The sequence below is a fragment of the Castellaniella sp. genome (assembly GCF_041677825.1).
Classification (GTDB): domain Bacteria; phylum Pseudomonadota; class Gammaproteobacteria; order Burkholderiales; family Burkholderiaceae_B; genus Castellaniella.
Map to the genome: position 1 here is coordinate 1 of NZ_JBAYPG010000017.1, position 24,506 is coordinate 24,506.

Genomic DNA, 24,506 nt, shown 5'->3' on the forward strand with positions numbered 1-24,506 from the left:
ATGCCTGACGACCACAGCAAGGTGGCCCCACTCCTTCCCATCCCGAACAGGACAGTGAAACGCCTTCGCGCCGATGATAGTGGATGGACATCCGTGAAAGTAGGTCATCGTCAGGCACCCCATGCCAAGGGCCCCTGCAACATGCGTTGCAGGGGCTTTTGACGTTTGTGGCGCGCGGCGCTTGCCATATTTGCAGCCGTGGAGCGTGGCTCTGGAATGCACACGTGAAATGCCGCCTTGAAATACAGCTTTGGAATGCCGCCGTGAAATGCGGCTCTGGAATGCAGGCGTGGAATATCGCGGTCACGTTCTGCCATGGCGGAATACCATGGCAGAATACGTTAGAATCGCAAGGATCGGATTCACAGGGCAGTGTTGGCCCGGAGGCTTTGCATGACACAGGAAGATGGCCGGTCCGAGGCCGAAAAAGGCTTGAGCTCGCGACAACTGATCCATCTGATGTACGGTTTGTTTGCCCTGGGGGTGCTGACGGCAGGCTTCCTTGGCGCGGCCATCATTGCAGCCGTCGTCCTGGCCTACCTCAAGCGTGGGGAAATGATCGGCACGGTCTATGCCGGTCACATCGACTGGATACTCAGAACGTTCTGGTGGGGGCTGCTATGGTCCCTGCTCAGTGCAGCAGCGAGCCTGGTGTTCGTAGGCTATGTCACCGGGCTCATTGTGCTGGTCTGGGTGATCTATCGGGTGGTCAAGGGGTGGTTGGCTCATTTTGCAGGTGAAACCCCCTTGCCGGGGCTGTGAGCGGCCTGCGCAATCGCTTGCCAGATCGCGTGTGCAGGGGCAGGTGCATGGCCGCGAAATGCGAGAGCACGCTGCCGCGCCGTTGGGCCGCCAGGGCATCCACCACGGGCTGCGTGTGCGGCGGATGCGTGGTGTTCGGCTCGGGTTGCGGCAGATGCGTTGTGCTCAGCTCAGGTGCTGGCTGACCAGTTTCGTAAGCTCGAACATGGAGACCTGGTCTTTGCCGAACAGGGGCCGCAACTTGTCATCTGCATTGATGTTGCGGCGATTCGAAGGATCCTGCAGGTCGTGCTTCTTGATGTATTCCCAGATGCGTTTGGTGACTTCAGTGCGCGGGATGGCTTCATTGCCAATGACGGCTGCCAGGGTTGCACTAGGTGTCAGGGGTTTCATGAAGGCCGCATTGGGCTTGCGCCCCGTCTTTTGAGTGCTTGGCATGGTTTCAGGCTCCTGCTTGGTTGAAGAAATGCCTTCGCAGCATAACGCGTGTTTCGCCGAAATACAAAACGGCTCATTTGTTGAACAGGAGGCTTGTCGATGAATTCAGTGTCCGCGAATCGCTTCGACATCATCCGCCCTGATGACTGGCACCTGCATCTGCGTGATGGCAACATGCTGCAGGCGGTCGTCGCGGATTCAGCGCGCCAGTTCGGGCGCGCCATCATCATGCCCAATCTGAAACCTGCCGTGACCACGACAGCCGCGGCGCTCGCCTATCGCGCGCGCATCCAGGCGGCACTGGCGCATTCTGGGGCAGGCGGTGCGGCCGCAGCTTTCCAGCCGCTGATGACGCTCTACCTCACCGATCAGACGGCGCCCGATGAGATCCGGCGCGCGAGCGACAGCGGTCTGATTCATGGGGTCAAGCTATATCCGGCGGGGGCAACGACCCATTCGGATCAGGGGGTGACCGATCTGCTCGGACACTGCCGCGCGACACTCGAGGCCATGCAGAAGCACGGCATGCCTCTGTTGATACACGGAGAAGTCACGGACCCGTCGGTCGATCTGTTCGATCGCGAGGCGGTCTTCATCGACCGCGTCCTGGGCCCATTGCGACGGGATTTTCCCGCACTGAAAGTCGTGCTCGAACATCTGACCACGGCGCAAGGGGTGGCCTACGTTCGGGATGCCGACGGTCCGGTGGCAGCGACCATCACGGCACACCACCTGCTCTACAACCGCAATGCCCTGTTTCAGGGCGGATTGCGTCCGCACTGGTACTGTCTTCCGGTGCTCAAGCGGGAGACCCACCGGCAGGCCTTGCTGCAGGCGGCCACCAGTGGCAACGCCCGCTTCTTTCTGGGCACGGACAGTGCACCGCACCTCCGCAGCGCCAAGGAGCAGGACTGCGGTTGCGCAGGCTGCTACACGGCGCGGCATGCCATGGCACTTTATGCCATGGCATTTGATTCGGTTGGCGAACTGGCGCGTCTCGAAGGCTTTGCGAGCCTGCATGGGCCGGCTTTCTATGGCTTGCCGGTCAATACGGGCCGACTGGTTCTCGAGCGGCATGCCGATCAGGTCCCCGAGCGCCTGTTCGATGGCGCGCGGGAAATCATTCCACTGGCTGCGGGTGAGTGCCTGCCGTGGCGGGTTCTGGACACTTCCTCAGAGCCCTGATCGGGCTCGGCTCGGCCTGGACCCGTTCAGGGCGGGCTGACCCGGGGGTACTGCAGGCTGGGGATCAGTTCTCGTTGCGTGCCTCGAGGGCGGCCCAGCGCTCAAAAAGGGCTTCAAGCTCGGCATGCGTCTGGTCGAGCGTATCCTGTATGGCCTGTGCCTGTGCGCTGCCCTCCGTGCCGCCCTCTTTGTAGAGATCCGGGTTCGACAGGCTTTGTGCCAGATTGGCCTGCCGGGTTTCCAGCTCGGCAATCCGGTCGGGCAATTCGGCCAATTCCTTTTCTTCCCAGGGGGCGAGCCGGTTCTTGCGTGGCGTTGGCTGGCTGTCATGCGCTGCGGGCGGGTTGCCGCGCGGGGCGGCTGTGCTTGCTGCTGCGCTTGCTGCGGCGCCTTGGGGGTGATCGGCTCTCGAGGGACGAGCCGCTGTATCTGCTGCGTCAACCGAGCCCGGCCCCTGCCGTGCCTGCCATTCAGTATAACCCCCCACATACTCCGCCCAATGTCCGTCGCCCTCGGCAACGATCACCTGGGTGACGATATTGTCGAGGAAGGTGCGATCATGGCTGACCATCAGCACCGTGCCGGCATAGTCCTGCAGAAGCGCTTCCAGCAGTTCCAGCGTGTCGATATCCAGATCATTGGTGGGTTCATCGAGCACCAGCACGTTGTGGGCCTGAGCGAACAGGCGCGCCAGGGCGAGGCGGGCACGCTCGCCACCCGACAGGCTGGAGACGGGCGAACGGGCGCGCTGGGGCGGGAAGAGGAACTCTTCCAGGTAGCCCATGACATGCCTGCGTTGCCCGCCGATTTCAACCCACTCGCTGCCCGGGCTGATGGTGTCTGCCAACGTCGCCTGCTCGTCGAGCATATTGCGCATCTGGTCGAAATACGCAATCGACAGGTGGGTACCGTGCTGTACGTGCCCCCTGAGTGGCGTGAGTTCGCCGAGCATCAGGCGCAGCAACGTGGTCTTGCCCGCCCCATTGGGGCCGATCAGGCCCACCCGGTCACCGCGCTGGATCAAGCTGCTGAAGTTGCGCACCAGAAGGGTGTCGTCATAGCCGAAGTCGACTGATTCGAGTTCGATGACGCGTTTGCCGGAACGCTGCCCGTCCGTCAGCGAAAAACGCACTTGCCCCTGGATCTCGCGCCGGGCGGCTCGCTGTCGGCGCAGGCCCTCGAGCCGCCTGACACGACCCTCGTTGCGTGTTCTGCGCGCCTCGACCCCCTTCCTGATCCAGGCCTCCTCCTGGGTCAGGAATTTGTCGAAGCGTGCCTGCGCCAGGGCTTCTGCTTCCAGCCACTGTGCCTTGTGCTCTTGCCAGCGGCTGAAGTTGCCGGGGAAGCTGAGTATCTGCCCTCGATCCAGTTCGATGATACGGGTGGCCACCGTATCCAGGAAGCGGCGATCATGGGTGATGACCACCAGCGTGAGGCGTGCCTTGAGCAGGTGATCCTCGAGCCAGGCGATGCCGTCGAAATCGAGATGGTTGGTGGGTTCGTCCAGCAAAAGAAGGTCTGGTTCGTCGATCAGGGCGCGGGCCAGTGCCACCCGCTTGCGCTGGCCACCTGAAAGATCGGAGAGCGTTTGACTGTGGGACAGGCCCAGCGTAGCCATGAACTGATCTGCACGGGCCGGACGAGACCAGTCTTCGCTGGCCAGCACGTCGCCGACAAGATGATCCCCTACCGTGCAGTGCGCCGGGAATTCGGGTTCCTGGGCAACCAGTGCGACGCGCAGGCTCGGGCTGCGCCGGATCTCGCCATCGTCCAGCGTGGTGCTGCCGGCCAGAACGCGCAGCAGGGATGATTTTCCGGCCCCGTTCCGGCCGATGAGGCCGATTCGCTCGCCAGCCTGCAACTGCAGGTCGGCATGGTCCAGAAGTGGATGGTGGCCATAGGCCAGTTGCGCTTTTGAAAGCGCGAGAACAGTGTCCGTCATGATAGCGCAGTGTACAATGTGCGCGCGGGGCAGGCCGGGCGATCGCGGTGCGACACGCATCGAGGAAGGTCCGGACTCCACAGGGTGCGGTAGCGGCCAACAGCCGTCCGGCAAGCCCGCAGGCCACCGGCCTGCGGTCGAGCCGAGGAACAGGGCCACAGAGACGAGTCTGCCATGCGGGTTCCCCATGGGTACACCGGCACGGCCATCTCCGTGTTGCCGGGTCGTGATGCGGCTCGGGCATGGCAGGGTGAAACGCGGCAACCTCTACCCGGAGCAATATCAAATAGGCATGCGCAGGCCATGGGCCGAAAGGGCGACCCGTCCGAGCATGCGGGTAGGTAGCTAGAGTATGCCAGCAATGGCGTACCCAGATGAATGATCGCCCACCGGAGCCACTCCGGTGTACAGAATCCGGCCTACAGGCCTGTCCCGTCTTCCATTTTTCACAACACACATTCAAATCTCTGTGTAATGCATTGATTTGACATGGTTTTATTTGCCAAAACCAGCTGGTATGCACTTGTAAGTGCTTGTTGTGATTGAATAAATCTGCATCTTCGACTTGACCGACGCGCGTGCTTCCCTTAGAGTGGGTGAAAGTAGATTTTTGTGTCATGAAGTGGGAGATTCCCCCATGTTCCAGGGAAGCAGTGCCTTGACGCTCGATGCCAAGGGCCGGATGTCGATTCCGGCCCGGTATCGTGACGTCCTGCAGACCGAAGAACACGGGCGTGTGACGCTGACCCGTCACCCTGATGGCTGCCTGATCCTCTACCCACGCTCCGAGTGGGAAGCCCGGCGCACGAAGATTGCAGCCTTGCCGGCGTCGGCGCGTGCGCTGCAGCGGCTGCTGCTTGGCAGTGCCCAGGATGTCGATATGGATTCAGCGGGTCGGATTCTTGTGGCACCCGAATTGCGCACGGCAGCGGGCCTGGACCGTGACGTGATGCTGCTGGGGTTGGGGGCCAATTTTGAATTGTGGGACAGAGCCCAATGGGATGCACGGTGTGCCGATGATTTGAAGAATCTCGATCCGGCCATTCTTGAACAAATTTCATTCTGAGCCCTTTCATGGTGTCTGCACATCGTACCGTTCTGCTGGAACCGGCCGTGGATGCCTTGCTGGCTCCGGGGTTTGGCCGCAAAGGGCCTGCGGGGCCGGGGCCGCGCTTGGACGGCGTCTATATGGACGGCACGTTCGGACGGGGTGGCCATGCCCGGCATCTGCTGGCACGGCTCCCGCCAAAAGCGCGCCTGCTGGTATTCGACAGGGACCCCGAAGCGGTTGCCGCCGCGCATGAATTGCAGCGCGCAGACCCCAGGGTCATCGTGGTGCACGACACGTTTGCCGCCATGGACGAACACCTGGATGTCCTGGGCATCGGCTGTCTGGATGGCATCCTGCTGGATCTCGGGGTCTCGTCGCCCCAGCTGGATGTGGCGGATCGGGGCTTCTCGTTCCAGCATGACGGCCCGCTCGACATGCGCATGGACAATCGCTTCGGTCAGACAGCGGCTGAATGGCTGGCCCGGGCCGAGCAGAATCAGATCAAGGAGGTCATTGCACATTATGGCGAAGAACGGTTTGCTCTTCGGATTGCAAAAGCGATTGTTGCGCGCCGCCAATCCCGGCCGCTGCACACAACGGGTGAACTCGCCGAGCTCATTGCCGGTGTCATCCCCACGCGCGAAAAGGGTCGCCATCCGGCTACCCGCAGCTTCCAGGCTATACGGATTCACATCAATGACGAGCTCGCGCAGCTTGCGCACGCCCTCCCGACAGCCCTGAGGCGCCTTTGCACAGGGGGGCGTCTGGCGGTGATCAGCTTTCACTCGCTCGAGGATCGCATGGTCAAGCAATGCCTTGGCGCAGCGGCGCATCCCGGTCGGGATCAGGCGCGCTTGCCGATCCCCGAATCCGCCATGCCCCGCCCCTGGGTCAGGCTGCTGGGCCGCCGCCTGCCTGACGCTGACGAAGTGGCGGCCAATCCCCGTGCGCGCTCGGCGGTGTTGCGCGTCGCCGAACGCACGGATACGCCTTTGTCGGCACAGAGTGCCGCGCGCCTGTGCCCGGCGCCGGGGGGGGCCGTGCCCCGCGATCCTGCACGGAGGCGCTCATGATGCGTCTGTCCGTCGTGCTCGCCGGCCTGCTCATGGTGTCGGCCCTGTCCCTGGTGACGCTGCGTTTCCAGGCGCGCGAACTGTTCATGCAGGTCGAGCAACTGAAGGTCGGCGCCCATGATCTGGAGAACGATTGGCGCCGGCTGCAGCTGAAACGGGCTGAACTCGCACGCAATGCGCGCATCGATGCGTTGGCGCGCAATGAATTGCACCTCGTGCCGGTCGATCCGGAACGCACCTTGTATCTGCAGCAGGGTCAGGGGCGTTCGGAGGGGCAGCCATGAAGCGCGTCGGCTTTCATGCCAGCCCCGTTCTGGGGATGCGGCCGGTGTTCTGGCGCGCGCGGCTGGTGGTACTGGTACTGCTTCTGGCCTTCATGGCGCTCGCGGTCAAGGCCCTGGATCTGCAGGTCCTGTCGAACGAGTTTCTCCAGCGGCAGGGGGAGCGTCGCTACGAACGCACTTTGGTACTGCCGGCCACGCGCGGCAAGATCTTTGATCGCAGCGGTACGGTCGTGCTGGCATCCAGCGTACCGGCACGCGCTATCTGGGCGGTTCCGGAAGAGTTCAACCGGGCTGATGACGCACAGGTTCGCCAACTGGCTGACCTGCTTGGCTTGCCGGTCGGCGAACTGCGCCAGCGTACGGCCGGTGACGCCAGGAGTTTTGTCTATCTGCGGCGTCAGGTGCCGGTGGATGTGGCGCGCAGGATCAGTGCGCTGAAGATCCCTGGCGTGCAGCAATTGCCCGAAACCCGTCGCATCTATCCGGAAGGCGACGTGTTGGCGCATGTCGTGGGCTTTGCCAACATTGAAGATCACGGGATCGAGGGCGCGGAACTGGCCTTCGATGGCCATCTGTCCGGGCAGCCGGGCATGCGGCGCGTGATTCGTGACCGTCTGGGACGTATTGTCGAGGATGTGCAGGCGATCGTGCCACCAACGGATGGCCACAATCTGCGCCTGTCGATCGATGCCGGCATACAGTTCGATGTCTGGCGGGCCTTGCAGGATGCACTGGCGATGCACAAGGCCCAGGCGGGTACCGCCATCGTCCTCGACGTACAGACTGGCGAAATCCTGGCCATGGTCAGCCTGCCCTCGTACGATCCGAATGAGACAGCGCAGCGCAGCGGCCCGGCTGTGCGCAACCGGGTCGTCACCGACACGTTCGAGCCGGGTTCGATCATGAAGCCGTTTACTGCTGCGCTGGCCCTGGACTCGGGTCGTATTGGTCTGGATACCCAGTTCGACACGGGAAATGGGCGCTACGCGTATCATGGTGCCGTCATTTCGGATGTCTCACGCAACGGCCGGCTCGACGTGCGTGGCATCATCCGGCAATCGAGCAATATCGGCATGACCATGATCGCCGATCGTCTGGACGCACGCAGCATGTGGACCACGTTTTCCGAACTTGGCTTCGGGCGTGTGCCGAACATGCTGTTCCCGGGCATGGCGTCCGGGCGCTTGCGTCCCTGGCAGCGCTGGCGCCCGATCGAACAGGCCACCATGGCCTACGGATACGGGCTGTCGGTGTCCCTGCTGCAGGTGGCGCGCGCCTATACGGCCTTTGCCCGCGACGGCGACATGGTGTCGCTCTCCATGGTGAGGCGAGAAGGGCGTCCGACCAGCGTGCAGGTTTACACGCCTGAAGTCGCACGCCTCATGCGCGGCATGCTGGAAGCGGCCGCAGGCCCTGATGGTGCACGCCTGGCCCAGGTGCGCGGCTATCGGGTGGCCGGCAAGAGTGGTACCGCGCGCAAGATCGTCAATGGCCATTACAGCAAGAACAAGTATCGCAGTTCGTTCGTCGGCTTCGCACCCGTGTCGGATCCGCGCATCGTCGTCGCCGTGTCCATCGATGAGCCCGGTGCCGGGGGCTATTACGGTGGGCGTGTCGCGGCACCGGTGTTTGCGGATATCGTATCGGGCACGTTGCGGCGCATGGGGGTCCGGCCCGACGCGCCCGTCGATGCCCTGGTGGCCGCAGCGCCTGCTCGCGAGGGGGGCATTCGATGAGCAGTCTGGATATTCTCACATGGCTGGACGAGCAGGTTGCGCGTACCGCTGATCTCTGCCTGGACTCACGCCAGGTCCAGGCGGGCGATGTGTTTTTTGCCTGCCCGGGTCTTCTGGCCGATGGCCGTGGCTTCATGCAGGCTGCAGTATATGCCGGAGCGGGGGCGATCGTGCGGACCCGCGGGGGGGAATTCCCTTCACCCGAGGGCGTTCCGGTGCTCGAAGTGGATGATCTGGCCCGTCATCTGGGCGAGATCGCTCATCTATGGTATGGCCGGCCATCCGATGCGCTGACGGTGATCGCCGTGACGGGCACCAATGGGAAGACCTCGACCACCCAGTGGATCGCGGCCGCCTTGAATGCCGAAGACATGCCCTGTGGAACAGTGGGTACGTTGGGGGTCACCCTGGCCGACGGCCGCAATCTGGGCGGCATGCTGACCACCCCGGACGTGTTGACGCTGCATCGCAGTCTGGCCGCCATTCACAGGGCCGGTGCGGTGGCCGCAGCGATCGAGGCGTCGTCCATCGGCATCGAGCAGGGTCGCCTGGATGGCGTCACGATCCAGGTGGCCGGTTTCACCAACCTGACCCGGGATCATCTCGACTACCACGGCAGCCTCGATGCGTACAAAAAGGCCAAGTTCGCCCTGTTCGATCGACCCGGCCTGCGTGGCGCCATCATCAATGCCGACGACCCCGCAGGGCGTGAACTGCTCGCCCATCAGCCGGCCTCGGGGCATCGCCACGGCTATGGCCTGATGGCTGGCGAGTCGGCACTGTTCAGGGCAGAAGACATCCAGCACAGTGCGGATGGGCTGGTGTTCAACCTGCTGCTGCCACGGGGTCGGGCGCAGATCGTCACGCATCTGGTCGGTGAACACAATATTTCCAATCTGCTGCTGGTCGCCGGTGTCCTGCGTGAACTGGGTTGGGGCCTGAGCCGCACGGCGCGCGCGCTGGCGCGCCTGCAGCCTGTACCGGGGCGTCTGCAGGCGGTCGCGGCGCTGCCGGGGGGGGCGACCCAGGGGCCGCATGGGCATGCGCTGGTGGTCGTCGACTACGCGCATACGCCCGATGCGCTCGAACGGGTCCTTGTCTCGCTCAGACCCATGACGCAGGAGCGCAAGGGCCAGCTCTGGTGCGTATTCGGCTGTGGGGGTGACCGCGATGCCGGCAAGCGGCCCATGATGGGTGCCGTGGCCGAGCGCCTTGCCGACAGGATAGTGGTCACCAGCGACAACCCACGCAACGAGCCTCCGCAGGCCATTGCCCAGGCCATTCTGTCGGGCATGACAAAGCCGGTGCATGTGCAGCTGGACAGGGCGCGTGCCATTCTCGAAACCCTGTGGGGTGCCGCGCCACGCGACGTGATCCTGCTGGCGGGCAAAGGGCATGAGACCTGGCAGGAAATCCGTGGTGTTCGTCGTCCGTTCGATGACCGCGACTGGGCCTGTCTGGCACTGACCTGGCAACAGGGCGCGCATCTAGCCACGGATACCCGTGATTTTCCCGCCGGCGCCCTCTTTCCGGCCCTGCGCGGCGAACGCCACGACGGGCATGATTTCGTTCAGGCCGCCGCACGCGCAGGGGCCCGTGCAGCGCTGGTCGAGCACAGGGTGCCGGATGTGGACCTGCCGCAACTGGTATTGGGGGACATGCGCCATGCCCTGCGCCTGTGGGCCAGCGTCTGGCGCCGGCAGTTCCACCTGCCGGTCATTGCCGTCACGGGCAGCAACGGCAAGACCACCACCAAGGAAATGATCAGCACCATTCTGGCCGTGTGGTGGGGGGCGGACCAGCGCCTTGCCACGCCGGGCAATTTCAACAATGACATTGGCGTGCCACTGTCGGTGCTGCGCCTGCACGCGGGACACCGGGCGGCCGTCTTCGAACTGGGCATGAACCATCCGGGGGAAATCGCAGAGCTCGCTGCGATTGCACAACCCACCGTGGCTTTGGTGAACAATGCGCAGCGCGAGCACCAGGAGTTCATGCTGTCGGTCGAGGCGGTCGCCCGGGAAAACGGCCAGGTGCTGTGCGCGCTGCCAGAGGACGGCATCGCGGTGTTCCCCGCCGAAGATGCCTATGAATCCGTCTGGCGCGGCCTTGCCGCGTCGCGTCGGGTCCGTTGTTTCGGGTTTTCCGATCGGGCCGAGGTCCGGGCGGCGCGAATTCGTGCGCGGCCGCAACGCACCGAATTCGAGCTGCAATTGGCCGGGCAGTCCCATGACGTCGTCCTGCGCGCACCGGGCCGGCACAACCTGCATAATGCGCTGGCAGCGGCCACCTGCGCCTGGGCCGCGGGGGCACCCGTGGCGGCCATTGTCGAAGGTCTGCAGCAGTTCGTGCCCGTGGGGGGCCGGATGCAGCCGAGCACCATGGCCGACGGCTTTCAACTGATCGACGATACGTACAATGCGAATCCCGATTCCGTGCGGGCGGCCATCGAAGTGCTGGCTGCGCTCGATGGCCGACGCATACTCGTGCTTGGTGACATGGGCGAAGTGGGGCTACAGGGCCCGGCCATGCATGCCGAGGTCGGCGCACATGCGCGCGACTGTGGCATCGATGTGCTGCTGACGCTGGGTCCGGCAAGTCGTGGTGCTGCAGAAGCCTTTGGTTCGGCTGCCCGGTCCTTCGATTCGCTCGAGGCACTTCTGCCGCAGCTGCTCGCAGCGCGGCCGGGTCATATTCTGGTCAAGGGATCGCGCAGCATGCAGATGGAACGGGTCGTGCATGCATTGCAGGCCGATATGGCCAGCCAGTCGGGGGGCCATCATGCTTCTTGAGTTGGCGCGCTGGCTGGCGGATCATCACTTCCGGGCGTTTGGCGTGGTCGAGTACATCACGTTCCGGGCGGTGCTGGCCAGTGCCACGGCCCTGGCGATCGGGCTGCTGTCCGGGCCCTGGCTGATCCGACGCCTGACGGCGATGAAAATCGGCCAGGCCGTGCGCAGTTATGGCCCCCAGAGCCATCTGCAGAAGAGCGGCACGCCGACCATGGGCGGCGCCTTGATCCTCATCGGCATCGGCGCCAGCACCCTGCTGTGGGCGGATTGGTCCAACCGCTTCGTGTGGGTGGTTCTGCTCGTCACGTTCGGATTCGGCTGGATCGGCTGGGCAGATGATTACCGCAAGGTCGTCCACCATGATCCAGAAGGCATGCCGGCGCGCCAGAAGTTTTTCTGGCAGGCCCTGATCGGTGTGATCGCGGCCATGTACCTGAGTTTTGCGGTTTCCGTCCCGGGCAATACCGGGCTGTGGCCCCTGTTCCGTGAATGGGTGCTGAGCGGTTTCGCCATGCCCTTGCCCACCCGGGCCGACCTGATCGTGCCCTTCTTCAAGACCGTCAGCTACCCGCTGGGGGTTTTTGGGTTCATGACGCTCACCTGGCTCGTCATTGTGGGCACCAGCAATGCGGTCAACCTGACCGATGGCCTGGATGGCCTGGCCATCATGCCCACGGTGATGATCGCCGTGGCGCTCGGGATTTTCGCCTATGTGGTCGGGCGGGTAGACTATTCCAGATATCTGCTCTTTCCCTATATTCCGGGCGCCTCCGAACTGATGGTGCTGTGCGCTGCGATCGCTGGCGCAGGCCTGGCGTTTCTGTGGTTCAACGCCTACCCGGCGCAGGTGTTCATGGGGGATGTGGGCGCACTGGCTCTGGGGGGGGCTCTGGGCACCATTGCGGTCATCGTGCGGCAGGAAATCGTGCTCTTCATCATGGGCGGGGTGTTTGTGGTCGAGACGCTCTCGGTGATGCTGCAGGTCGGCTGGTTCAAATACACCCGCAAACGCTACGGAGAGGGACGCAGGTTCTTTCGCATGGCACCACTGCATCACCATTTCGAGGTGGGCGGCTGGAAGGAAACCCAGGTCGTGGTCCGTTTCTGGATCATCACCATGATGCTGGTGCTGGTGGGTCTGGCCAGCCTGAAACTGCGATGAGCACCCCTGCTGCATTCTGGGCATCAACGCGCAACCAGGGCGCCGAGGGGCCTGCGCCGGTCACCCTGATCATGGGTCTGGGCGAGACGGGCGTGGCTGCGGCCCGCTGGTGTGCCGGCCAGGGTGATACCGTGCGGGTGCTGGATACGCGCCCGCAGCCGCCCGGGCTGGCCGCATTGCAGGCCCATGGCATTGCAGCGCAGACGTACCTGGGTGTGGGGCACTTCGATGCCAGGCTGCTGGACGGCGTGCGTACATTGGTCCTCAGCCCGGGGATCTGTCCACGAGATGCGAACGTGGCGGATTTTCTGGCGCAGGCGCGGGCGCTCGGTGTCGATGTGCTCGGGGAGATCGAACTCTTTGCCAGAGCCCTGAAGGATTTGGCGCAGCAGGGCTATGCGCCCCGGGTCCTGGCGGTGACCGGCACCAACGGCAAGACGACGGTGACCGCGCTGGTGCGCGCGCTTGGCGAAGCCGCCGGATACAGGATACGGGCCGCAGGCAATATCGGGCCCGCGGCCCTGGCTGCATTGCTGGATGCGCTCGAGCAGGACAGATTGCCCGAAATCTGGGTGCTGGAACTGTCCAGTTTTCAGATCGAAGGCACCCGGTCCCTGCGGGCGGATGCCGCAGTGGTGCTGAATGTGACCCAGGATCATCTGGACTGGCATGGTTCGATGTCGGCGTATGCCGCCGCCAAGGCGCGGCTCTACGAAATGGCCGACTGCCTGGTGTTCAACCGGGACGACGCCTGGGTCAGAGACATGATCGCCGACCCGACAGCCCTTTGTATCCGCAGTTTCGGGGCAGGCCTGCCGCCGCGGGTCGGGGATCTGGGCATCCATGAACAGGGTGGCATGGCCTGGCTAGCGGTCATGGACGCAGATCGCACGGTCCGGCCGGTGCCTGGGCGCAAGGGTTCGCGTCAGACCGGGCTGGGTGACGTACGTGCAACCGGTCCTCTGCTCGATCTGATGCCGGTTGAAGCGCTGCGCATACCGGGTGGGCACAACGTGCTCAATGCCCAGGCGGCCTTGGCCCTGGGGCGTGCGATCGGGCTGGACTGGGCGCCGATGCTGCATGCCTTGCGTGCGTACCGGGGCGAGGCCCACCGGATGCAGTTCGTGCGTTCAGTGGCGGGTGTAGACTTCATCAATGACAGCAAGGGCACCAATGTCGGGGCGACGGTCGCGGCGCTCGAGGGGCTCGGCCGCCCCGTGGTCCTGATTGCCGGGGGGCTGGGCAAGGGGCAGGATTTCAGCCCGCTGTGTGATGTGGTGCGCGACCACGCCCGGATGGTGGTGCTGATGGGGCAGGATGCCGGCGTCATCGCGCAGGCACTGTCGGGCAGCGGGGTTCCGACAGACCAGTGCGCCAGCCTCGAAGAGGCCGTCCGGCTGGGTTTCGAGCAGGCCCGGCCGGGTGATGCCGTGCTGCTGTCGCCGGCCTGCGCAAGCATGGACATGTTTCGCAATTATGTGCATCGTGGAGAGCATTTCGTCGCCTGCGTCGAGGCGCTTGCCGCAGACCGGGGAGAAGTGGCATGAGTCTGCTCGGCGTCCTGGGGCGAAATTCCGGCTCGGCCAGGGCGCCCCGCAGTGCCATGCCCATGCTCGACATCGGCCTGCTGGTGGCCGTGCTCGCCCTGGTGCTGTTCGGCTTGCTGATGGTGTATTCGGCGTCCATTGCACTGGCCGACGGCCCTCGCTACCAGGGCTATGGCCGATTCTATTTCGTGAGCCGGCATGCCCTGTTCATCGTTGTGGGCCTGCTGGGTGCCCTGGTGGTGGCTGCCGTACCCATGCGGGTCTGGCACAAGCTCACGGTACCGCTGTTCATCTGCACCCTGCTGCTGTTGATCGTGGTGCTGGTGCCCGGTCTGGGCCGTGAGGTCAATGGCGCGCGCCGCTGGTTGCCGCTGGGTGTACTCAATTTTCAGCCTTCGGAGCTGATGAAATTTGCCATGATGCTCTATGCAGCAGATTATGTGGTACGCAAGCAGCCCCACCTGCAAGGGTTTGTGGCGGGCTTTGTGCGCGGCTTCCTGCCTATTGCCCTGGCCCTCATCGTCGTCGGGGTGCTGCTCCTGCTGGAACCGGATCTCGGGGCTTTCATTGTCATCGGGGCCATTGCCGTCGGGATCCTGTTCATCGGCGGCATCAACCTGAAGTTGTTTTCGCTCATGCTGGGCGGGGTGATGTCCAGTTTTCTGCTCCTGATCTGGCTGTCGCCCTGGCGGCGCGAGCGCTTGTTCGTCTATCTGGATCCATGGAATCCTGAAAATGCGTATGGCAGTGCGTATCAGCTCTCGCATTCGCTGATTGCGCTGGGGCGTGGCGAGTGGTTCGGGGTGGGTCTGGGCGCCAGTATCGAGAAACTGCACTACCTTCCAGAGGCCCATACCGACTTCATTGTCGCCGTGATCGGCGAGGAACTGGGCCTTGTGGGCTTGCTGGGCCTGATGTCCGTATTTGTGTTCATCGTTCTGCGGGCCTTCGATATCGCGCGCCAGGCGATGGTGCTCGAGCGTACCTTCGAAGCGCTGGTCGCACAGGGGGTGGCACTGTGGATCGGGGTCCAGGCGTTCATCAACGTGGGGGTCTGTCTGGGGCTGCTGCCCACCAAGGGGCTCACTTTGCCGTTGGTCAGTTATGGCGGGTCGGGTATCGTGATGAATCTGGCTGCCATGGCCATTCTCCTGCGTATCGATCATGAGATGCGTGGCCTGATGCGGGGGAGGCGCCGATGAATCCGCCCCTGATTCTTGTCATGGCCGGCGGTACGGGCGGGCATATCATGCCCGGCCTGGCCGTTGCGGCCGTCTTGCAGGCGCGGGGCTGTCGCGTGCAGTGGCTCGGTGACCCCCAGCGCATGGAAGGCCGGCTGGTGCCTGGGCAAGGCATCGAGCTTCTGCCGCTGCGCTTTGACGGCGTGCGCGGCAAGGGGCTGGTGGCGCTGCTCAGCTTGCCGGTCAGGCTGGCCATGGCGTGTTGGCAGGTGCGTCGTCTGTTGCGGGTGCGGCGCCCCGATGTGATCCTCGGGATGGGCGGCTATGCTGCATTTCCAGGGGGTGTGATGGCCTGGCTCGCCAGGATTCCGCTGGTGATCCATGAACAGAATGCCGTTGCCGGCACCGCCAATCGCATCCTGGCTCGGCTTGCAAGGCGGGTGCTGACCGGCTTTCCGGGGGTATTGCCAGGGGGGGTGATGACCGGCAATCCGGTGCGTGCCACGCTGGCCGGTGTCGTGCCCAGCGACCAGCGCTATGCCGGGCGCTCGGGTCCGTTGCGGGTTCTGGTGGTCGGTGGCAGTCTGGGGGCCCTGCGCATCAACGAACTGGTGCCCGAAGCGCTGGCGCTCATGCAGCCGGCGCAGCGCCCGCTGGTCCGTCACCAGGCGGGAGAGGCGCATGTGGCAACGGTACGCGAGCGCTACGCCCATCTCGGGCTGCAGGGCGACGTCAGCGCCTTCATCGAAGACATGGCCGAGGCCCTGGCGTGGGCTGATCTGGTCGTCTGTCGCGCCGGGGCCATGACGGTGGCCGAAGTGGCGGTGGTTGGGGTCGCGGCCCTGTTCATACCGCTGCCCCACGCGATCGACGATCATCAGACGGCCAATGCGCGCTATCTTTCCGAATGCGGGGGGGCGTGGATGATTCCGCAGGCTCAACTGGATGGTGGCACACTGGCCCGCTGGCTGACGGCGCGCACGCGCACTGAACTGGCCGCCGTGGCCAGCCATGCGCTCGAACACGGCAGTCCCGAGGCGGCGCAGCGCATCGCCGAGGTCTGCATACAGTCGATGAAGGAAAGCGCGTGAAACATCGCATACGCAAGCTGCATTTCGTGGGTATCGGGGGCTCCGGCATGAGCGGGATCGCCGAGGTCCTGCTCAATCTCGGCTATGACATCAGCGGTTCGGACGTACAGGACACCGCAGTCACCCGTCGCCTGCGCGCCCTGGGTGCGCAGGTTGCCATTGGCCATGCAGCAGAAAACATGCAGGGCGCAGGCGCCCTGGTGACCTCCAGCGCCATCCAGGCCGATAATCCCGAAGTGCTGGCCGCGCGTGCCGCGCATGTTCCGGTCGTGCCACGGGCGCTCATGCTGGCGGAACTCATGCGCCTGAAGCGCGGCATTGCGGTAGCCGGCACGCATGGCAAGACCACCACGACCAGCCTGATCGCGAGTGTCCTGGCCGCTGGCGGCCTGGATCCCACGTTCGTGATCGGCGGACGCCTGAATGCAGCAGATGCCAATGCGCGTCTGGGCCAGGGTGATTTCATCGTGGTCGAGGCCGACGAATCCGACGCATCCTTTCTGAACCTGCTCCCGGTGATGGCGGTGATCACCAATATCGACCTCGATCATATGGATACATATGATCATGATGTGGCCCGCCTGAAGAGCGCATTCGTCGAATTCACACAGCGCCTGCCCTTTTACGGCAGTGTGATCCTGTGCGCGGATGATGCCAATGTGCGCGAACTGATTCCCTTTGTGTCGCGCCCCGTCACCACCTACGGGATTGACGTGCCAGCCCGTTTCCGGGCGCGCAATCTTCGGCAGGATGGCGTGCGCATGTGTTTCGAGGTTGACCGGCAAGGGGCCCAGGGGCCCCTGCCTGCGCTGTCGATCTGCCTCAACCTGCCCGGTCGGCACAATGTCCTGAATGCACTGGCGGCCATTGCCGTGGCCACTGAGCTCGGTGTGGCCGATGAGACCATCGCCGAAGCGCTGATGCAGTTTCGTGGCGTGGGCCGCCGCTTCACCCTGTCGGGGCCGTTTCCAGTCCCCGAGCCACAGGGAGGCGGTACGTTCGAACTGGTGGATGACTACGGCCACCATCCGGTCGAGATGGCCGCCACGCTGGCGGCGGCAAGAGGCGTATGGCCCGGGCGGCGCATCGTGCTTGCCTTTCAGCCCCATCGATATACGCGGACACGCGACTGCTTCGAAGACTTCGTGCGTGTGCTGGGTCAGGCCGATGCGGTCTTGCTGACCGAGGTCTATGCTGCAGGCGAGCCCGCCCTGATCGCTGCCGATGGGCGGGCGCTGGCGCGTGCCCTGCGGGTGGCGGGCAAGGTCGAGCCAGTGTTCATCCCTGATGTAGCCGACATGGCCGGGGTCATCCGCGAATTCGTGCGTGATGGGGATGTGGTGATCCTCATGGGGGCTGGATCGATCAGCCGTGTGCCGGCAGAATTCGGAGAAGGGGCATGAGTCGTTTCGGGCGTGTCGGCGTTCTGTATGGGGGCATTTCCGCCGAGCGCGAGGTGTCCCTGATGTCGGGCACCGGGGTCCATGCGGCCCTCAGGGGCCTTGGGGTGGATGCGCATCTGTTCGACACGGGCCATCAGACGCTGGCCGAGCTCGCGCGCGCGGGCTTCGATCGCGTGTTCATCGCCCTGCATGGACGATATGGGGAGGACGGCACCCTTCAGGGCGCTCTCGAGTTGCTGGGTATCCCCTATACGGGCAGCGGCCCGAAGTCCTGCAGTCTGGCCATGGACAAGATCACGACCAAGCGGGTGTGGCTGCAGCACGGCCTGCCCACCCCGGATTTCGTCGAACTGCGCTGTGATGAAGCCCCGGAAAACCTCGAGGGCCGCCTGGGCCTGCCATTGATCATCAAGCCGCCGCATGAAGGTTCTACCCTGGGCCTGACGCGCGTGCTGGCGGCCAGCCAGTTGCCGGCCGCCCGGCAACTGGCCTGCCGCTACGATGACCGGATACTGGCGGAACGTTTCATACGTGGCCGCGAACTCACGGTCGCCATCCTGGGCACCGGGCGCACTGCACGTGCCCTGCCCATCACTGAAATCATTGCGCCGGGCGGGAATTATGACTATGAACATAAATATGTCTCCAGCGATACGGTCTACGAGACCCCGGCGCATCTGCCGGCCGGGCTGGCGGCCGCAATCCGGGCACTGGCCGTACAGGCCTATCAGGCGCTCGATGGCGAAGGCTGGGGCCGTATCGACCTCATGCTGGATGAACAGGAACGGCCGTGGCTGCTCGAACTCAATACCTCGCCGGGCATGACCGGGCACTCGCTCGTTCCCATGGGGGCCCGCGCGGCCGGCATGAGCTATGCCGAACTGTGCCTGGAAATCCTGTCCACGGCACGCTGCAAGCTGCAGCGTGGCCGGACACCATGAGGGTCAGGCCATGCTGCTGGAAGCCCGCCTGGTGAATTTACTGGCCAACCTGCTCGCGCTGATCGCCGTCCTGTCCATGGTGGTCGGGGTGGTGGCGTGGATCATCCGCCGGCCTTATTTCGAGATCAGGCGCCTGGAGATTGCCCCCATGGCTGACATGAGTCTCGAGTATGTCACTGCGGCGAATCTGCAGACCAGCCTGGATGGGCAGTTGCAGGGCAATTTCTTTCTGCTGGACCTGGGCGCGGCGCGCGCGGTGATCGAATCCGCCCCCTGGATACGGCACGCCGATGTCCGGCGCATCTGGCCCGACACCCTGCGAGTGAGTATCGAAGAGCAGCGCCCGCTGGCATTCTGGAATGAAAATCAGATGATCAATACCTGGGGCGAGACGTTCACGGCCAATCCCGGCGAATTGCCCGATGGCCTGAACATCCCGCAGCTGAATGGGCCGGTGCATTCCGAACGGCTGGTGGTGCAGCGCTATGCCGAGATCGCCGGACGGTTTGCGCCGCTGGGCCTGAGCGTACAGGAGGCCACGCTGACCCCGCGTTATGCCTGGGAGGTCACGCTGTCCGACGGCATGCAATTGACGCTGGGGCGGGATCCTGCCGCAGATGTACCTGACCCGCACGGTCGTGCGGGTGCCCTTCCGTTTGCTGCCCGTATCGATCGGTTCGTCCGGGCATGGCCCGAACTGACGCGTCGCCTGGGGCAGGCGATACGCCATGCCGACCTGCGGCACCCGAACGGGTTTGCCATCAGCCTGGCAAACGGGCCTGTCCAATCCTCTTCTTCCAGTACACCATGACACGTGACATCAAGGACCTGATCGTTGCATTGGATATCGGCACCAGCAAAGTGGTGGCCGTGGTGGCCGAGATCCTCCCGGATGGCGGCTTCGATGTGCTGGGCCTGGGCCAGCACGAGTCCGAAGGCATGCGCAAGGGCGTGGTGGTCAACATAGAGTCCACAGTGAACTCCATCCAGCGGGCGCTCGAGGAAGCCGAACTGATGGCGGACTGCAAGATCCGCGAAGTCTATACGGGGATTGCAGGCAGTCACATCGCCAGTTTCAACTCGGCCGGCATGGTCGCTGTCAAGGACAAGGAGGTGACGGCAGCGGATGTGGCGCGTGTGGTCGAGACTGCCAGGGCGGTGAACATTCCGAATGATCAGCAGGTTCTGCACGTGCTCACGCAGGAATTCATCGTGGATTCCCAGGAAGACATTCGTGAGCCGATCGGCATGAGCGGGATGCGGCTCGAGGTGCGAGTGCACATCGTGACCGGTGTGGTCAGCGCAGTCCAGAACATCATCAAGTGCGTGCGCCGCTGCGGGCTCGAGGTGCAGGATCTGATCCTGCAACCTTTGGCGTCCAGCCTTTCGTGCCTGACTTCCGACGAGAAAGAACTGGGCGTGGTGCTGGTGGACATTGGTGCAGGCACGACCGACATCGCGATTTATACCGGCGGCGCGATTCGCCATACGGCTGTCATTCCGATCGCGGGCGACCAGGTCACCAACGACATCGCCGCCATGCTGCGCACACCCACGCCGGATGCAGAGGAAATCAAGCTGCAGTATGGCATTGCCAAGCAGGCTCTGGTCGATGCCGCAGAAGTCATCGAGGTACCGGGCCTGGGCGATCGGCCCAATCGGCATGTCAAGCGCCAGGCCCTGTCGGCCGTGATCGAACCGCGCCTGGAAGAGTTGTTCGGTTTCGTGCGGCAAGTGGTGAGTGAGTCCGGGCATGAAGAACTGCTGGCCTCAGGGGTGGTGCTCACCGGTGGGACGGCCCTGATGCCGGGCATGGTCGAGTTGGCTGAAGACGTTTTTCTGACGCCGGTACGGGTGGCCGTGCCACTGTACAGCGGCAGTCTGTCCGACGTGATGCGCAATCCGCGCTTTGCGACGGTGATGGGTTTGTTGACCGAGGCGCGCATGCAGCACGCTCGTGGTCGCAAGGTGGCGCAGCAGAAGGGTCGGTTCCGATCATTTCTGACGCGCATGAAGGAGTGGTTCATGAATTGACCGGGAGGTTGACATGAGCCATCAGGGGATGCATTGTTTCACTGTAACGAGGAAATCGACATGATGAATTTTGAGATACTGGACACCAGCCGCAGCGGCACGGTGATCAAGGTGGTCGGGGTCGGCGGGGCTGGCGGCAACGCCGTCGGCCACATGATCCGCTCCGGGGTGCAGGGGGTGGAATTCATTTGCGCCAATACCGACGCGCAGGCGCTCGCCTCCAGCGAGGCGCCGGTACAGATCCGGTTGGGGCATACGGGCCTGGGCGCCGGGGCCAAGCCCGACCAGGGTCGTGCAGCGGCCGAATCAGCCCGCGAAGAGATCCGTGCTGCACTCAACGGTGCCCACATGGTCTTCATTACGGCCGGGATGGGCGGTGGCACCGGTACTGGCGCGGGCCCCGTGGTGGCCGAAGTCGCCAAGGAACTCGGCATACTCACGGTGGGTGTGGTCACGAAGCCCTTCGTGTTCGAGGGCACCAAGCGCATGCGCATGGCCGAAGAGGGCATACACGAGCTCTCGCGCAACGTGCATTCGCTCGTCGTGGTGCTCAACGAGAACCTGTACGACCTGATGGACGAAGACGCCACCCAGGACGAGTGCTTCAGGGCCGCCGATGACGTACTGCACAATGCCTGCGCCGGCATTGCAGAAATCATCAACGTCGAAGGCAACGTCAACGTCGACTTCGAAGACGTCAAGACCATCATGGGTGAGCAGGGCCAGGCCATGATGGGCACGGCGATGGCCTCGGGCACCGATCGCGCCCGCGTGGCTGCCGAACAGGCCATCGCCTGCCCATTGCTCGAAGGGGTGGACCTGCACGGCGCGCGTGGCATCCTGGTCAATATCACCGCCAGCCATGGCCTGAAGATGCGTGAGACGCGCGAGATCATGGATACCATCGGCAGCTATGCCGCAGCGGATGCGACCGTGATATTCGGCACGGCCTACGATGAGGCGATGGGTGAGAACCTGCGCGTGACCGTCGTGGCCACGGGGCTGGGCGCTGCGCGCCCGCAGCTGGTATCCAGCCAGGCCGAGGCCTCGCGTACCGGAACAGACGATCTGCCGTTGCTGCACACACAGAACTATGTCGGTACGGATGCCCCGACTGTGATACGCAAACCGCGCTCTATAACCCAGGCCTCGGCCCAGGTCCGCGCGCTCGAAGGGGCGGGTGTGGATCACTACGATATCCCGGCTTTTCTGCGCAAACAGGCCGATTGACCCTGTTCGGGTCACTGACGCCGTTTCCTCGTCAAGCGCCAGCCGATCCGCCAGAGACTGTCTTTGCGACATGCCGGCCTGCTCCCCTGAAGGCCTGCATGGCGCAACTGGCGTGGCGGCGCTCGTGGAAAACCCCGATTCAAGTTAGAATACCCTGTTTCGAGTCATGCGGGCATCGTCTTGCATGCCAACCCCATGAAGGCCAGTATGCTGCTGCAGCGCACCATAAAACAGTCGATTTCCACTACGGGCGTGGGCCTGCACTCGGGCCACCGCGTCAAGATCACCCTGCGGCCGGCCCAGCCCGGCACTGGCATCGTATTTCATCGTGTCGATCTCCCCCAGGTGGTCGATCTGCCCGCGCGCGCCGATGCCGTGGGCGATACCCGCCTGGCGTCGGTGCTGCAGCAGGGCGCGGTCCGTGTATCGACCGTAGAGCATCTGATGTCGGCACTGGCAGGCCTGGGTGTCGATAATCTGCACGTCGATCTGGATGCCGAAGAAGTCCCCATCATGGACGGCAGTGCCGCTACATTCATCTATCTGCTGCGCAGCGCAGGTCTGGTCGAGCAGGCGGCGCCCAAACAGTTCCTGCGTGTGCTCGAGCCCATCGAAGTGCGCGAGGGCGAAGGGTCGGCAGCGAAGTGGGCACGGCTCGAGCCCCACGAAGGCTTCGCGCTGTCATTCGCCATCGATTTCCATCACCCGGCCATCGATTCCACGGCCAATCGGGCCGAAATCGATTTTGCCCATGAGTCCTACGTGAAGACCATCGCGCGGGCGCGTACCTTCGGGTTTGCAAGCGAGGTCGAGGCACTGCGCTCCATGGGGCTGGCGCGAGGCGGCAGCCTCGATAACGCCATCGTGATGGATGAATACCGCGTCCTCAATCACGATGGCCTGCGCTATGACGATGAATTCGTCAAGCACAAGATTCTCGATGCCATCGGCGATCTCTATCTGGTCGGCTATCCCCTGGTGGCTCGCTATGTGGCCAACAAGTCGGGGCATGGCCTGAACAACCAGCTTGTACGGGCCTTGCTGGCCCGGCAGGGCAGTTGGGAAATCATCCACTATGCCAGCCAGGAGGCGGCACCAGCCGCGTTCACGCGTGACTGGCAGTTCGCCTGACGCGCTGGCCGGGCGCGGTTCATCGATGGTGGGCCAGAAGGCGTGCGATAGCCTCTGACAGGGGCCCTGGTGATACTTTTTCCTGCAGGGCTTCGAACAGGCCCAGCGCCTGGCCATCGAGGGGTCGGGTTTCGCGTCGGGCCTTTTGTGCCACACCCGCACCCATCGAAGCATCGATCCGTATCATGATGTCCGTCACTGGCCACTCCCGCGATTGCAGCTGGCGCACGATGGCGGGGGTGATCTGGCGCAGGCGCGCAGCCTGTGCCGGGCCCGATGCCCTCAGCGCCAGCATGCCGCCCTCGAGGCTGGCCACACGCACGTGCCGGCCCAGCGTCCGTGGCAGCACCGGCATCATGTCGTTTTCCAGGGCCAGCAGTTCGCGTGCCACGTGCAGCAGCGAGGCCGCTTGCGGGTGGTGGGCCAGCCATTGCAGGGGCTGGGTGGCGCTCGCCCGAGCGCGGCGGGATGGGGCAGGCCTGGACATGAGGATTCTCGAATGCGCAATGCAGACACGATGAGCCGCAAGGATTTCCGTTTCATTATACGAACAGTCATCGGCCTGTCGGCGCTGGTGGGCGCCCTGGCCCTGTCGGCCTGGGCCGGGGCCCGCTGGCAGGCGAATCGTTTGCCCGGGCTCGACGACGCCCGCGCGTATTTGGCAGACCTGCGCCAGCGTGAGCAGGCCGCCTTCCTGGCGGGCGGGCTGGGCGAACTGGCTGGCAGGCTGGGTGAGTTGCAGGGGCGGCTGATGGCCATGGAAGCCGTCCACGCACGCATGGCCCGGGCGGTTGGCCTGGATGACCTGATGACCGGATCGGGTGCGATGGACACCGATACGGATCGCGCCCGGGCGGCCGCTGGCGTGCCGGGTGCCGCAGCTCCTGATGTGATTGCGCTCGAATCAGGCATGGGGCCGGCCCAGCAACTGGGTCAGGGCCTCGACCGTCTAGGCCGCCGTCTTGAGGCCCAGGAGGATGCGCATGCCCTGCTCGATGCAGCCGTATCCGGGCAAAGCGGCTTTCAGGCCAGTCTGCCTACGATGGCGCCCGTGGATGCCCCTGCGCTCAGTTCGTCGTTCGGCTGGCGGCGCAATCCGGTCAGCCAGCGGCAGGGCATGCACGAAGGGCTGGATTTCAAGGCACCCCATGGGGCGCCGATTCGTGCGGCATCGGGCGGGCTCGTGGTGCGCGCGGGGTATTGGGGGGCCTACGGGCGCATGGTGGAGATCGATCATGGCAATGGTCTGCGCACACGGTACGCGCATGCATCCCGCTTGCGCGTGAAGCAGGGCGATATCGTCCAGCAGGGGCAGGAAATTGCTGCAGTGGGCAGCAGCGGGCGGTCCACGGGCCCGCATCTGCATTTCGAAGTGCGTATGGCCGACTACCCGCTCGATCCGGGCCTGTTCCTGCAGGACCGCACGCCGGTGACCCTGGCGCGCGCAGCGCCTGGCGCCTCTCAGGGTGCGTTGCCATCTGCGACGGATGGCTCACTGCGTTAAACTGCATCGTTTACCTGTG

At 64.2% G+C, this 24,506-nt stretch carries 21 protein-coding genes, 1 rRNA gene and 1 other RNA gene; 20 read left to right on the forward strand and 3 right to left on the reverse strand.

Annotated features, from left to right (window positions below; all coding sequences use genetic code 11):
- Positions 1–3: 3 nt before the first annotated feature.
- A 5S ribosomal RNA gene (gene rrf / locus WCY17_RS08395) occupies positions 4–116 on the forward strand.
- 277 nt (positions 117–393) lie between these two features.
- Positions 394–762, forward strand: a complete 369-nt coding sequence (locus WCY17_RS08400; protein ID WP_372701732.1) for a DUF4870 family protein — start codon at positions 394–396, stop codon at positions 760–762.
- A 165-nt stretch (positions 763–927) separates the two neighbouring features.
- Here the strand turns inward: WCY17_RS08400 and WCY17_RS08405 are convergent, their stop codons facing one another.
- Positions 928–1,200 (reverse strand): SWIB/MDM2 domain-containing protein, encoded by a 273-nt coding sequence (locus tag WCY17_RS08405; RefSeq protein ID WP_372701733.1) that lies wholly within the window; start codon positions 1,198–1,200, stop codon positions 928–930.
- 99 nt (positions 1,201–1,299) lie between these two features.
- Here WCY17_RS08405 and pyrC point away from each other — a divergent pair, with 99 nt between their 5' ends.
- Entirely contained in the window at positions 1,300–2,385 is a 1,086-nt protein-coding gene (gene pyrC / locus WCY17_RS08410) for a dihydroorotase (RefSeq protein WP_372701734.1), read from the forward strand.
- Between the two features lie 64 nt (positions 2,386–2,449).
- On the opposite strand, the gene WCY17_RS08415 is transcribed toward pyrC, so the two are convergent.
- Positions 2,450–4,327: an ATP-binding cassette domain-containing protein gene (locus WCY17_RS08415; RefSeq protein ID WP_372701735.1), complete on the reverse strand. Its 1,878-nt coding sequence runs from the start codon at positions 4,325–4,327 to the stop codon at positions 2,450–2,452.
- Between the two features lie 26 nt (positions 4,328–4,353).
- On the opposite strand from WCY17_RS08415, the gene rnpB reads away from it, so the two are divergent.
- The 16 genes from rnpB (at position 4,354) to lpxC (ending at position 22,983) form a co-directional block, all read left to right on the forward strand.
- An RNA gene (gene rnpB / locus WCY17_RS08420) (RNase P RNA component class A) lies at positions 4,354–4,765 on the forward strand.
- A gap of 199 nt (positions 4,766–4,964) precedes the next feature.
- Positions 4,965–5,393: a division/cell wall cluster transcriptional repressor MraZ gene (gene mraZ / locus WCY17_RS08425; RefSeq protein WP_372701736.1), complete on the forward strand. Its 429-nt coding sequence runs from the start codon at positions 4,965–4,967 to the stop codon at positions 5,391–5,393.
- An 8-nt stretch (positions 5,394–5,401) separates the two neighbouring features.
- On the forward strand, positions 5,402–6,451 hold the full coding sequence (rsmH, locus tag WCY17_RS08430; protein ID WP_372701737.1) for a 16S rRNA (cytosine(1402)-N(4))-methyltransferase RsmH: 1,050 nt from the start codon (positions 5,402–5,404) through the stop codon (positions 6,449–6,451).
- Positions 6,448–6,735 (forward strand): cell division protein FtsL, encoded by a 288-nt coding sequence (gene ftsL / locus WCY17_RS08435; RefSeq protein ID WP_372701738.1) that lies wholly within the window; start codon positions 6,448–6,450, stop codon positions 6,733–6,735. The genes rsmH and ftsL overlap by 4 nt, the downstream gene beginning before the upstream one ends.
- The gene (locus WCY17_RS08440; protein ID WP_372701739.1) at positions 6,732–8,471 is read left to right on the forward strand and encodes a peptidoglycan D,D-transpeptidase FtsI family protein; all 1,740 of its coding nucleotides are present in this window, start codon (positions 6,732–6,734) and stop codon (positions 8,469–8,471) included. Before ftsL ends, WCY17_RS08440 begins: the two co-directional genes overlap by 4 nt.
- Complete coding sequence (murF, locus tag WCY17_RS08445) at positions 8,468–11,263, forward strand: bifunctional UDP-N-acetylmuramoyl-L-alanyl-D-glutamate--2,6-diaminopimelate ligase MurE/UDP-N-acetylmuramoyl-tripeptide--D-alanyl-D-alanine ligase MurF (protein ID WP_372701740.1); 2,796 nt, start codon at positions 8,468–8,470, stop codon at positions 11,261–11,263. Before WCY17_RS08440 ends, murF begins: the two co-directional genes overlap by 4 nt.
- The gene (mraY, locus tag WCY17_RS08450; RefSeq protein WP_372701741.1) at positions 11,253–12,425 is read left to right on the forward strand and encodes a phospho-N-acetylmuramoyl-pentapeptide-transferase; all 1,173 of its coding nucleotides are present in this window, start codon (positions 11,253–11,255) and stop codon (positions 12,423–12,425) included. The genes murF and mraY overlap by 11 nt, the downstream gene beginning before the upstream one ends.
- Positions 12,422–13,972, forward strand: a complete 1,551-nt coding sequence (gene murD, locus WCY17_RS08455) for a UDP-N-acetylmuramoyl-L-alanine--D-glutamate ligase (protein ID WP_372701742.1) — start codon at positions 12,422–12,424, stop codon at positions 13,970–13,972. Before mraY ends, murD begins: the two co-directional genes overlap by 4 nt.
- On the forward strand, positions 13,969–15,174 hold the full coding sequence (gene ftsW / locus WCY17_RS08460; protein ID WP_372701743.1) for a putative lipid II flippase FtsW: 1,206 nt from the start codon (positions 13,969–13,971) through the stop codon (positions 15,172–15,174). The genes murD and ftsW overlap by 4 nt, the downstream gene beginning before the upstream one ends.
- On the forward strand, positions 15,171–16,244 hold the full coding sequence (gene murG / locus WCY17_RS08465) for an undecaprenyldiphospho-muramoylpentapeptide beta-N-acetylglucosaminyltransferase (RefSeq protein ID WP_372701744.1): 1,074 nt from the start codon (positions 15,171–15,173) through the stop codon (positions 16,242–16,244). The genes ftsW and murG overlap by 4 nt, the downstream gene beginning before the upstream one ends.
- Positions 16,241–17,647 (forward strand): UDP-N-acetylmuramate--L-alanine ligase, encoded by a 1,407-nt coding sequence (murC, locus tag WCY17_RS08470; protein WP_372701745.1) that lies wholly within the window; start codon positions 16,241–16,243, stop codon positions 17,645–17,647. Before murG ends, murC begins: the two co-directional genes overlap by 4 nt.
- Entirely contained in the window at positions 17,644–18,588 is a 945-nt protein-coding gene (locus WCY17_RS08475) for a D-alanine--D-alanine ligase (protein ID WP_372701746.1), read from the forward strand. Before murC ends, WCY17_RS08475 begins: the two co-directional genes overlap by 4 nt.
- 10 nt (positions 18,589–18,598) lie before the next feature.
- Positions 18,599–19,399, forward strand: a complete 801-nt coding sequence (locus WCY17_RS08480) for a cell division protein FtsQ/DivIB (protein WP_372701747.1) — start codon at positions 18,599–18,601, stop codon at positions 19,397–19,399.
- Complete coding sequence (gene ftsA / locus WCY17_RS08485; RefSeq protein WP_372701748.1) at positions 19,396–20,622, forward strand: cell division protein FtsA; 1,227 nt, start codon at positions 19,396–19,398, stop codon at positions 20,620–20,622. The genes WCY17_RS08480 and ftsA overlap by 4 nt, the downstream gene beginning before the upstream one ends.
- Before the next feature lie 60 nt (positions 20,623–20,682).
- On the forward strand, positions 20,683–21,852 hold the full coding sequence (ftsZ, locus tag WCY17_RS08490) for a cell division protein FtsZ (protein WP_372701749.1): 1,170 nt from the start codon (positions 20,683–20,685) through the stop codon (positions 21,850–21,852).
- A gap of 207 nt (positions 21,853–22,059) precedes the next feature.
- Positions 22,060–22,983 (forward strand): UDP-3-O-acyl-N-acetylglucosamine deacetylase, encoded by a 924-nt coding sequence (gene lpxC / locus WCY17_RS08495; RefSeq protein WP_372701789.1) that lies wholly within the window; start codon positions 22,060–22,062, stop codon positions 22,981–22,983.
- A gap of 19 nt (positions 22,984–23,002) precedes the next feature.
- Here the strand turns inward: lpxC and WCY17_RS08500 are convergent, their stop codons facing one another.
- Positions 23,003–23,470, reverse strand: a complete 468-nt coding sequence (locus WCY17_RS08500) for a DciA family protein (RefSeq protein WP_372701750.1) — start codon at positions 23,468–23,470, stop codon at positions 23,003–23,005.
- A gap of 12 nt (positions 23,471–23,482) precedes the next feature.
- Here WCY17_RS08500 and WCY17_RS08505 point away from each other — a divergent pair, with 12 nt between their 5' ends.
- Positions 23,483–24,487 (forward strand): M23 family metallopeptidase, encoded by a 1,005-nt coding sequence (locus WCY17_RS08505; RefSeq protein ID WP_372701751.1) that lies wholly within the window; start codon positions 23,483–23,485, stop codon positions 24,485–24,487.
- Positions 24,488–24,506 lie beyond the last annotated feature (19 nt).

Coding starts and splice junctions, on each gene's coding strand:
- rsmH (WP_372701737.1), top strand. CDS start 5,402: ATGGTGTCTGCACATCGTACCGTTCTGCTGGAACCGGCCGTGGATGCC.
- mraZ (WP_372701736.1), top strand. CDS start 4,965: ATGTTCCAGGGAAGCAGTGCCTTGACGCTCGATGCCAAGGGCCGGATG.
- pyrC (WP_372701734.1), top strand. CDS start 1,300: ATGAATTCAGTGTCCGCGAATCGCTTCGACATCATCCGCCCTGATGAC.
- ftsL (WP_372701738.1), top strand. CDS start 6,448: ATGATGCGTCTGTCCGTCGTGCTCGCCGGCCTGCTCATGGTGTCGGCC.
- ftsW (WP_372701743.1), top strand. CDS start 13,969: ATGAGTCTGCTCGGCGTCCTGGGGCGAAATTCCGGCTCGGCCAGGGCG.
- murF (WP_372701740.1), top strand. CDS start 8,468: ATGAGCAGTCTGGATATTCTCACATGGCTGGACGAGCAGGTTGCGCGT.
- WCY17_RS08405 (WP_372701733.1), bottom strand. CDS start 1,200: ATGCCAAGCACTCAAAAGACGGGGCGCAAGCCCAATGCGGCCTTCATG.
- WCY17_RS08505 (WP_372701751.1), top strand. CDS start 23,483: ATGCGCAATGCAGACACGATGAGCCGCAAGGATTTCCGTTTCATTATA.
- WCY17_RS08480 (WP_372701747.1), top strand. CDS start 18,599: ATGCTGCTGGAAGCCCGCCTGGTGAATTTACTGGCCAACCTGCTCGCG.
- WCY17_RS08415 (WP_372701735.1), bottom strand. CDS start 4,327: ATGACGGACACTGTTCTCGCGCTTTCAAAAGCGCAACTGGCCTATGGC.
- mraY (WP_372701741.1), top strand. CDS start 11,253: ATGCTTCTTGAGTTGGCGCGCTGGCTGGCGGATCATCACTTCCGGGCG.
- WCY17_RS08500 (WP_372701750.1), bottom strand. CDS start 23,470: ATGTCCAGGCCTGCCCCATCCCGCCGCGCTCGGGCGAGCGCCACCCAG.
- ftsA (WP_372701748.1), top strand. CDS start 19,396: ATGACACGTGACATCAAGGACCTGATCGTTGCATTGGATATCGGCACC.
- murG (WP_372701744.1), top strand. CDS start 15,171: ATGAATCCGCCCCTGATTCTTGTCATGGCCGGCGGTACGGGCGGGCAT.
- WCY17_RS08440 (WP_372701739.1), top strand. CDS start 6,732: ATGAAGCGCGTCGGCTTTCATGCCAGCCCCGTTCTGGGGATGCGGCCG.
- WCY17_RS08400 (WP_372701732.1), top strand. CDS start 394: ATGACACAGGAAGATGGCCGGTCCGAGGCCGAAAAAGGCTTGAGCTCG.
- lpxC (WP_372701789.1), top strand. CDS start 22,060: ATGCTGCTGCAGCGCACCATAAAACAGTCGATTTCCACTACGGGCGTG.
- ftsZ (WP_372701749.1), top strand. CDS start 20,683: ATGATGAATTTTGAGATACTGGACACCAGCCGCAGCGGCACGGTGATC.
- murD (WP_372701742.1), top strand. CDS start 12,422: ATGAGCACCCCTGCTGCATTCTGGGCATCAACGCGCAACCAGGGCGCC.
- WCY17_RS08475 (WP_372701746.1), top strand. CDS start 17,644: ATGAGTCGTTTCGGGCGTGTCGGCGTTCTGTATGGGGGCATTTCCGCC.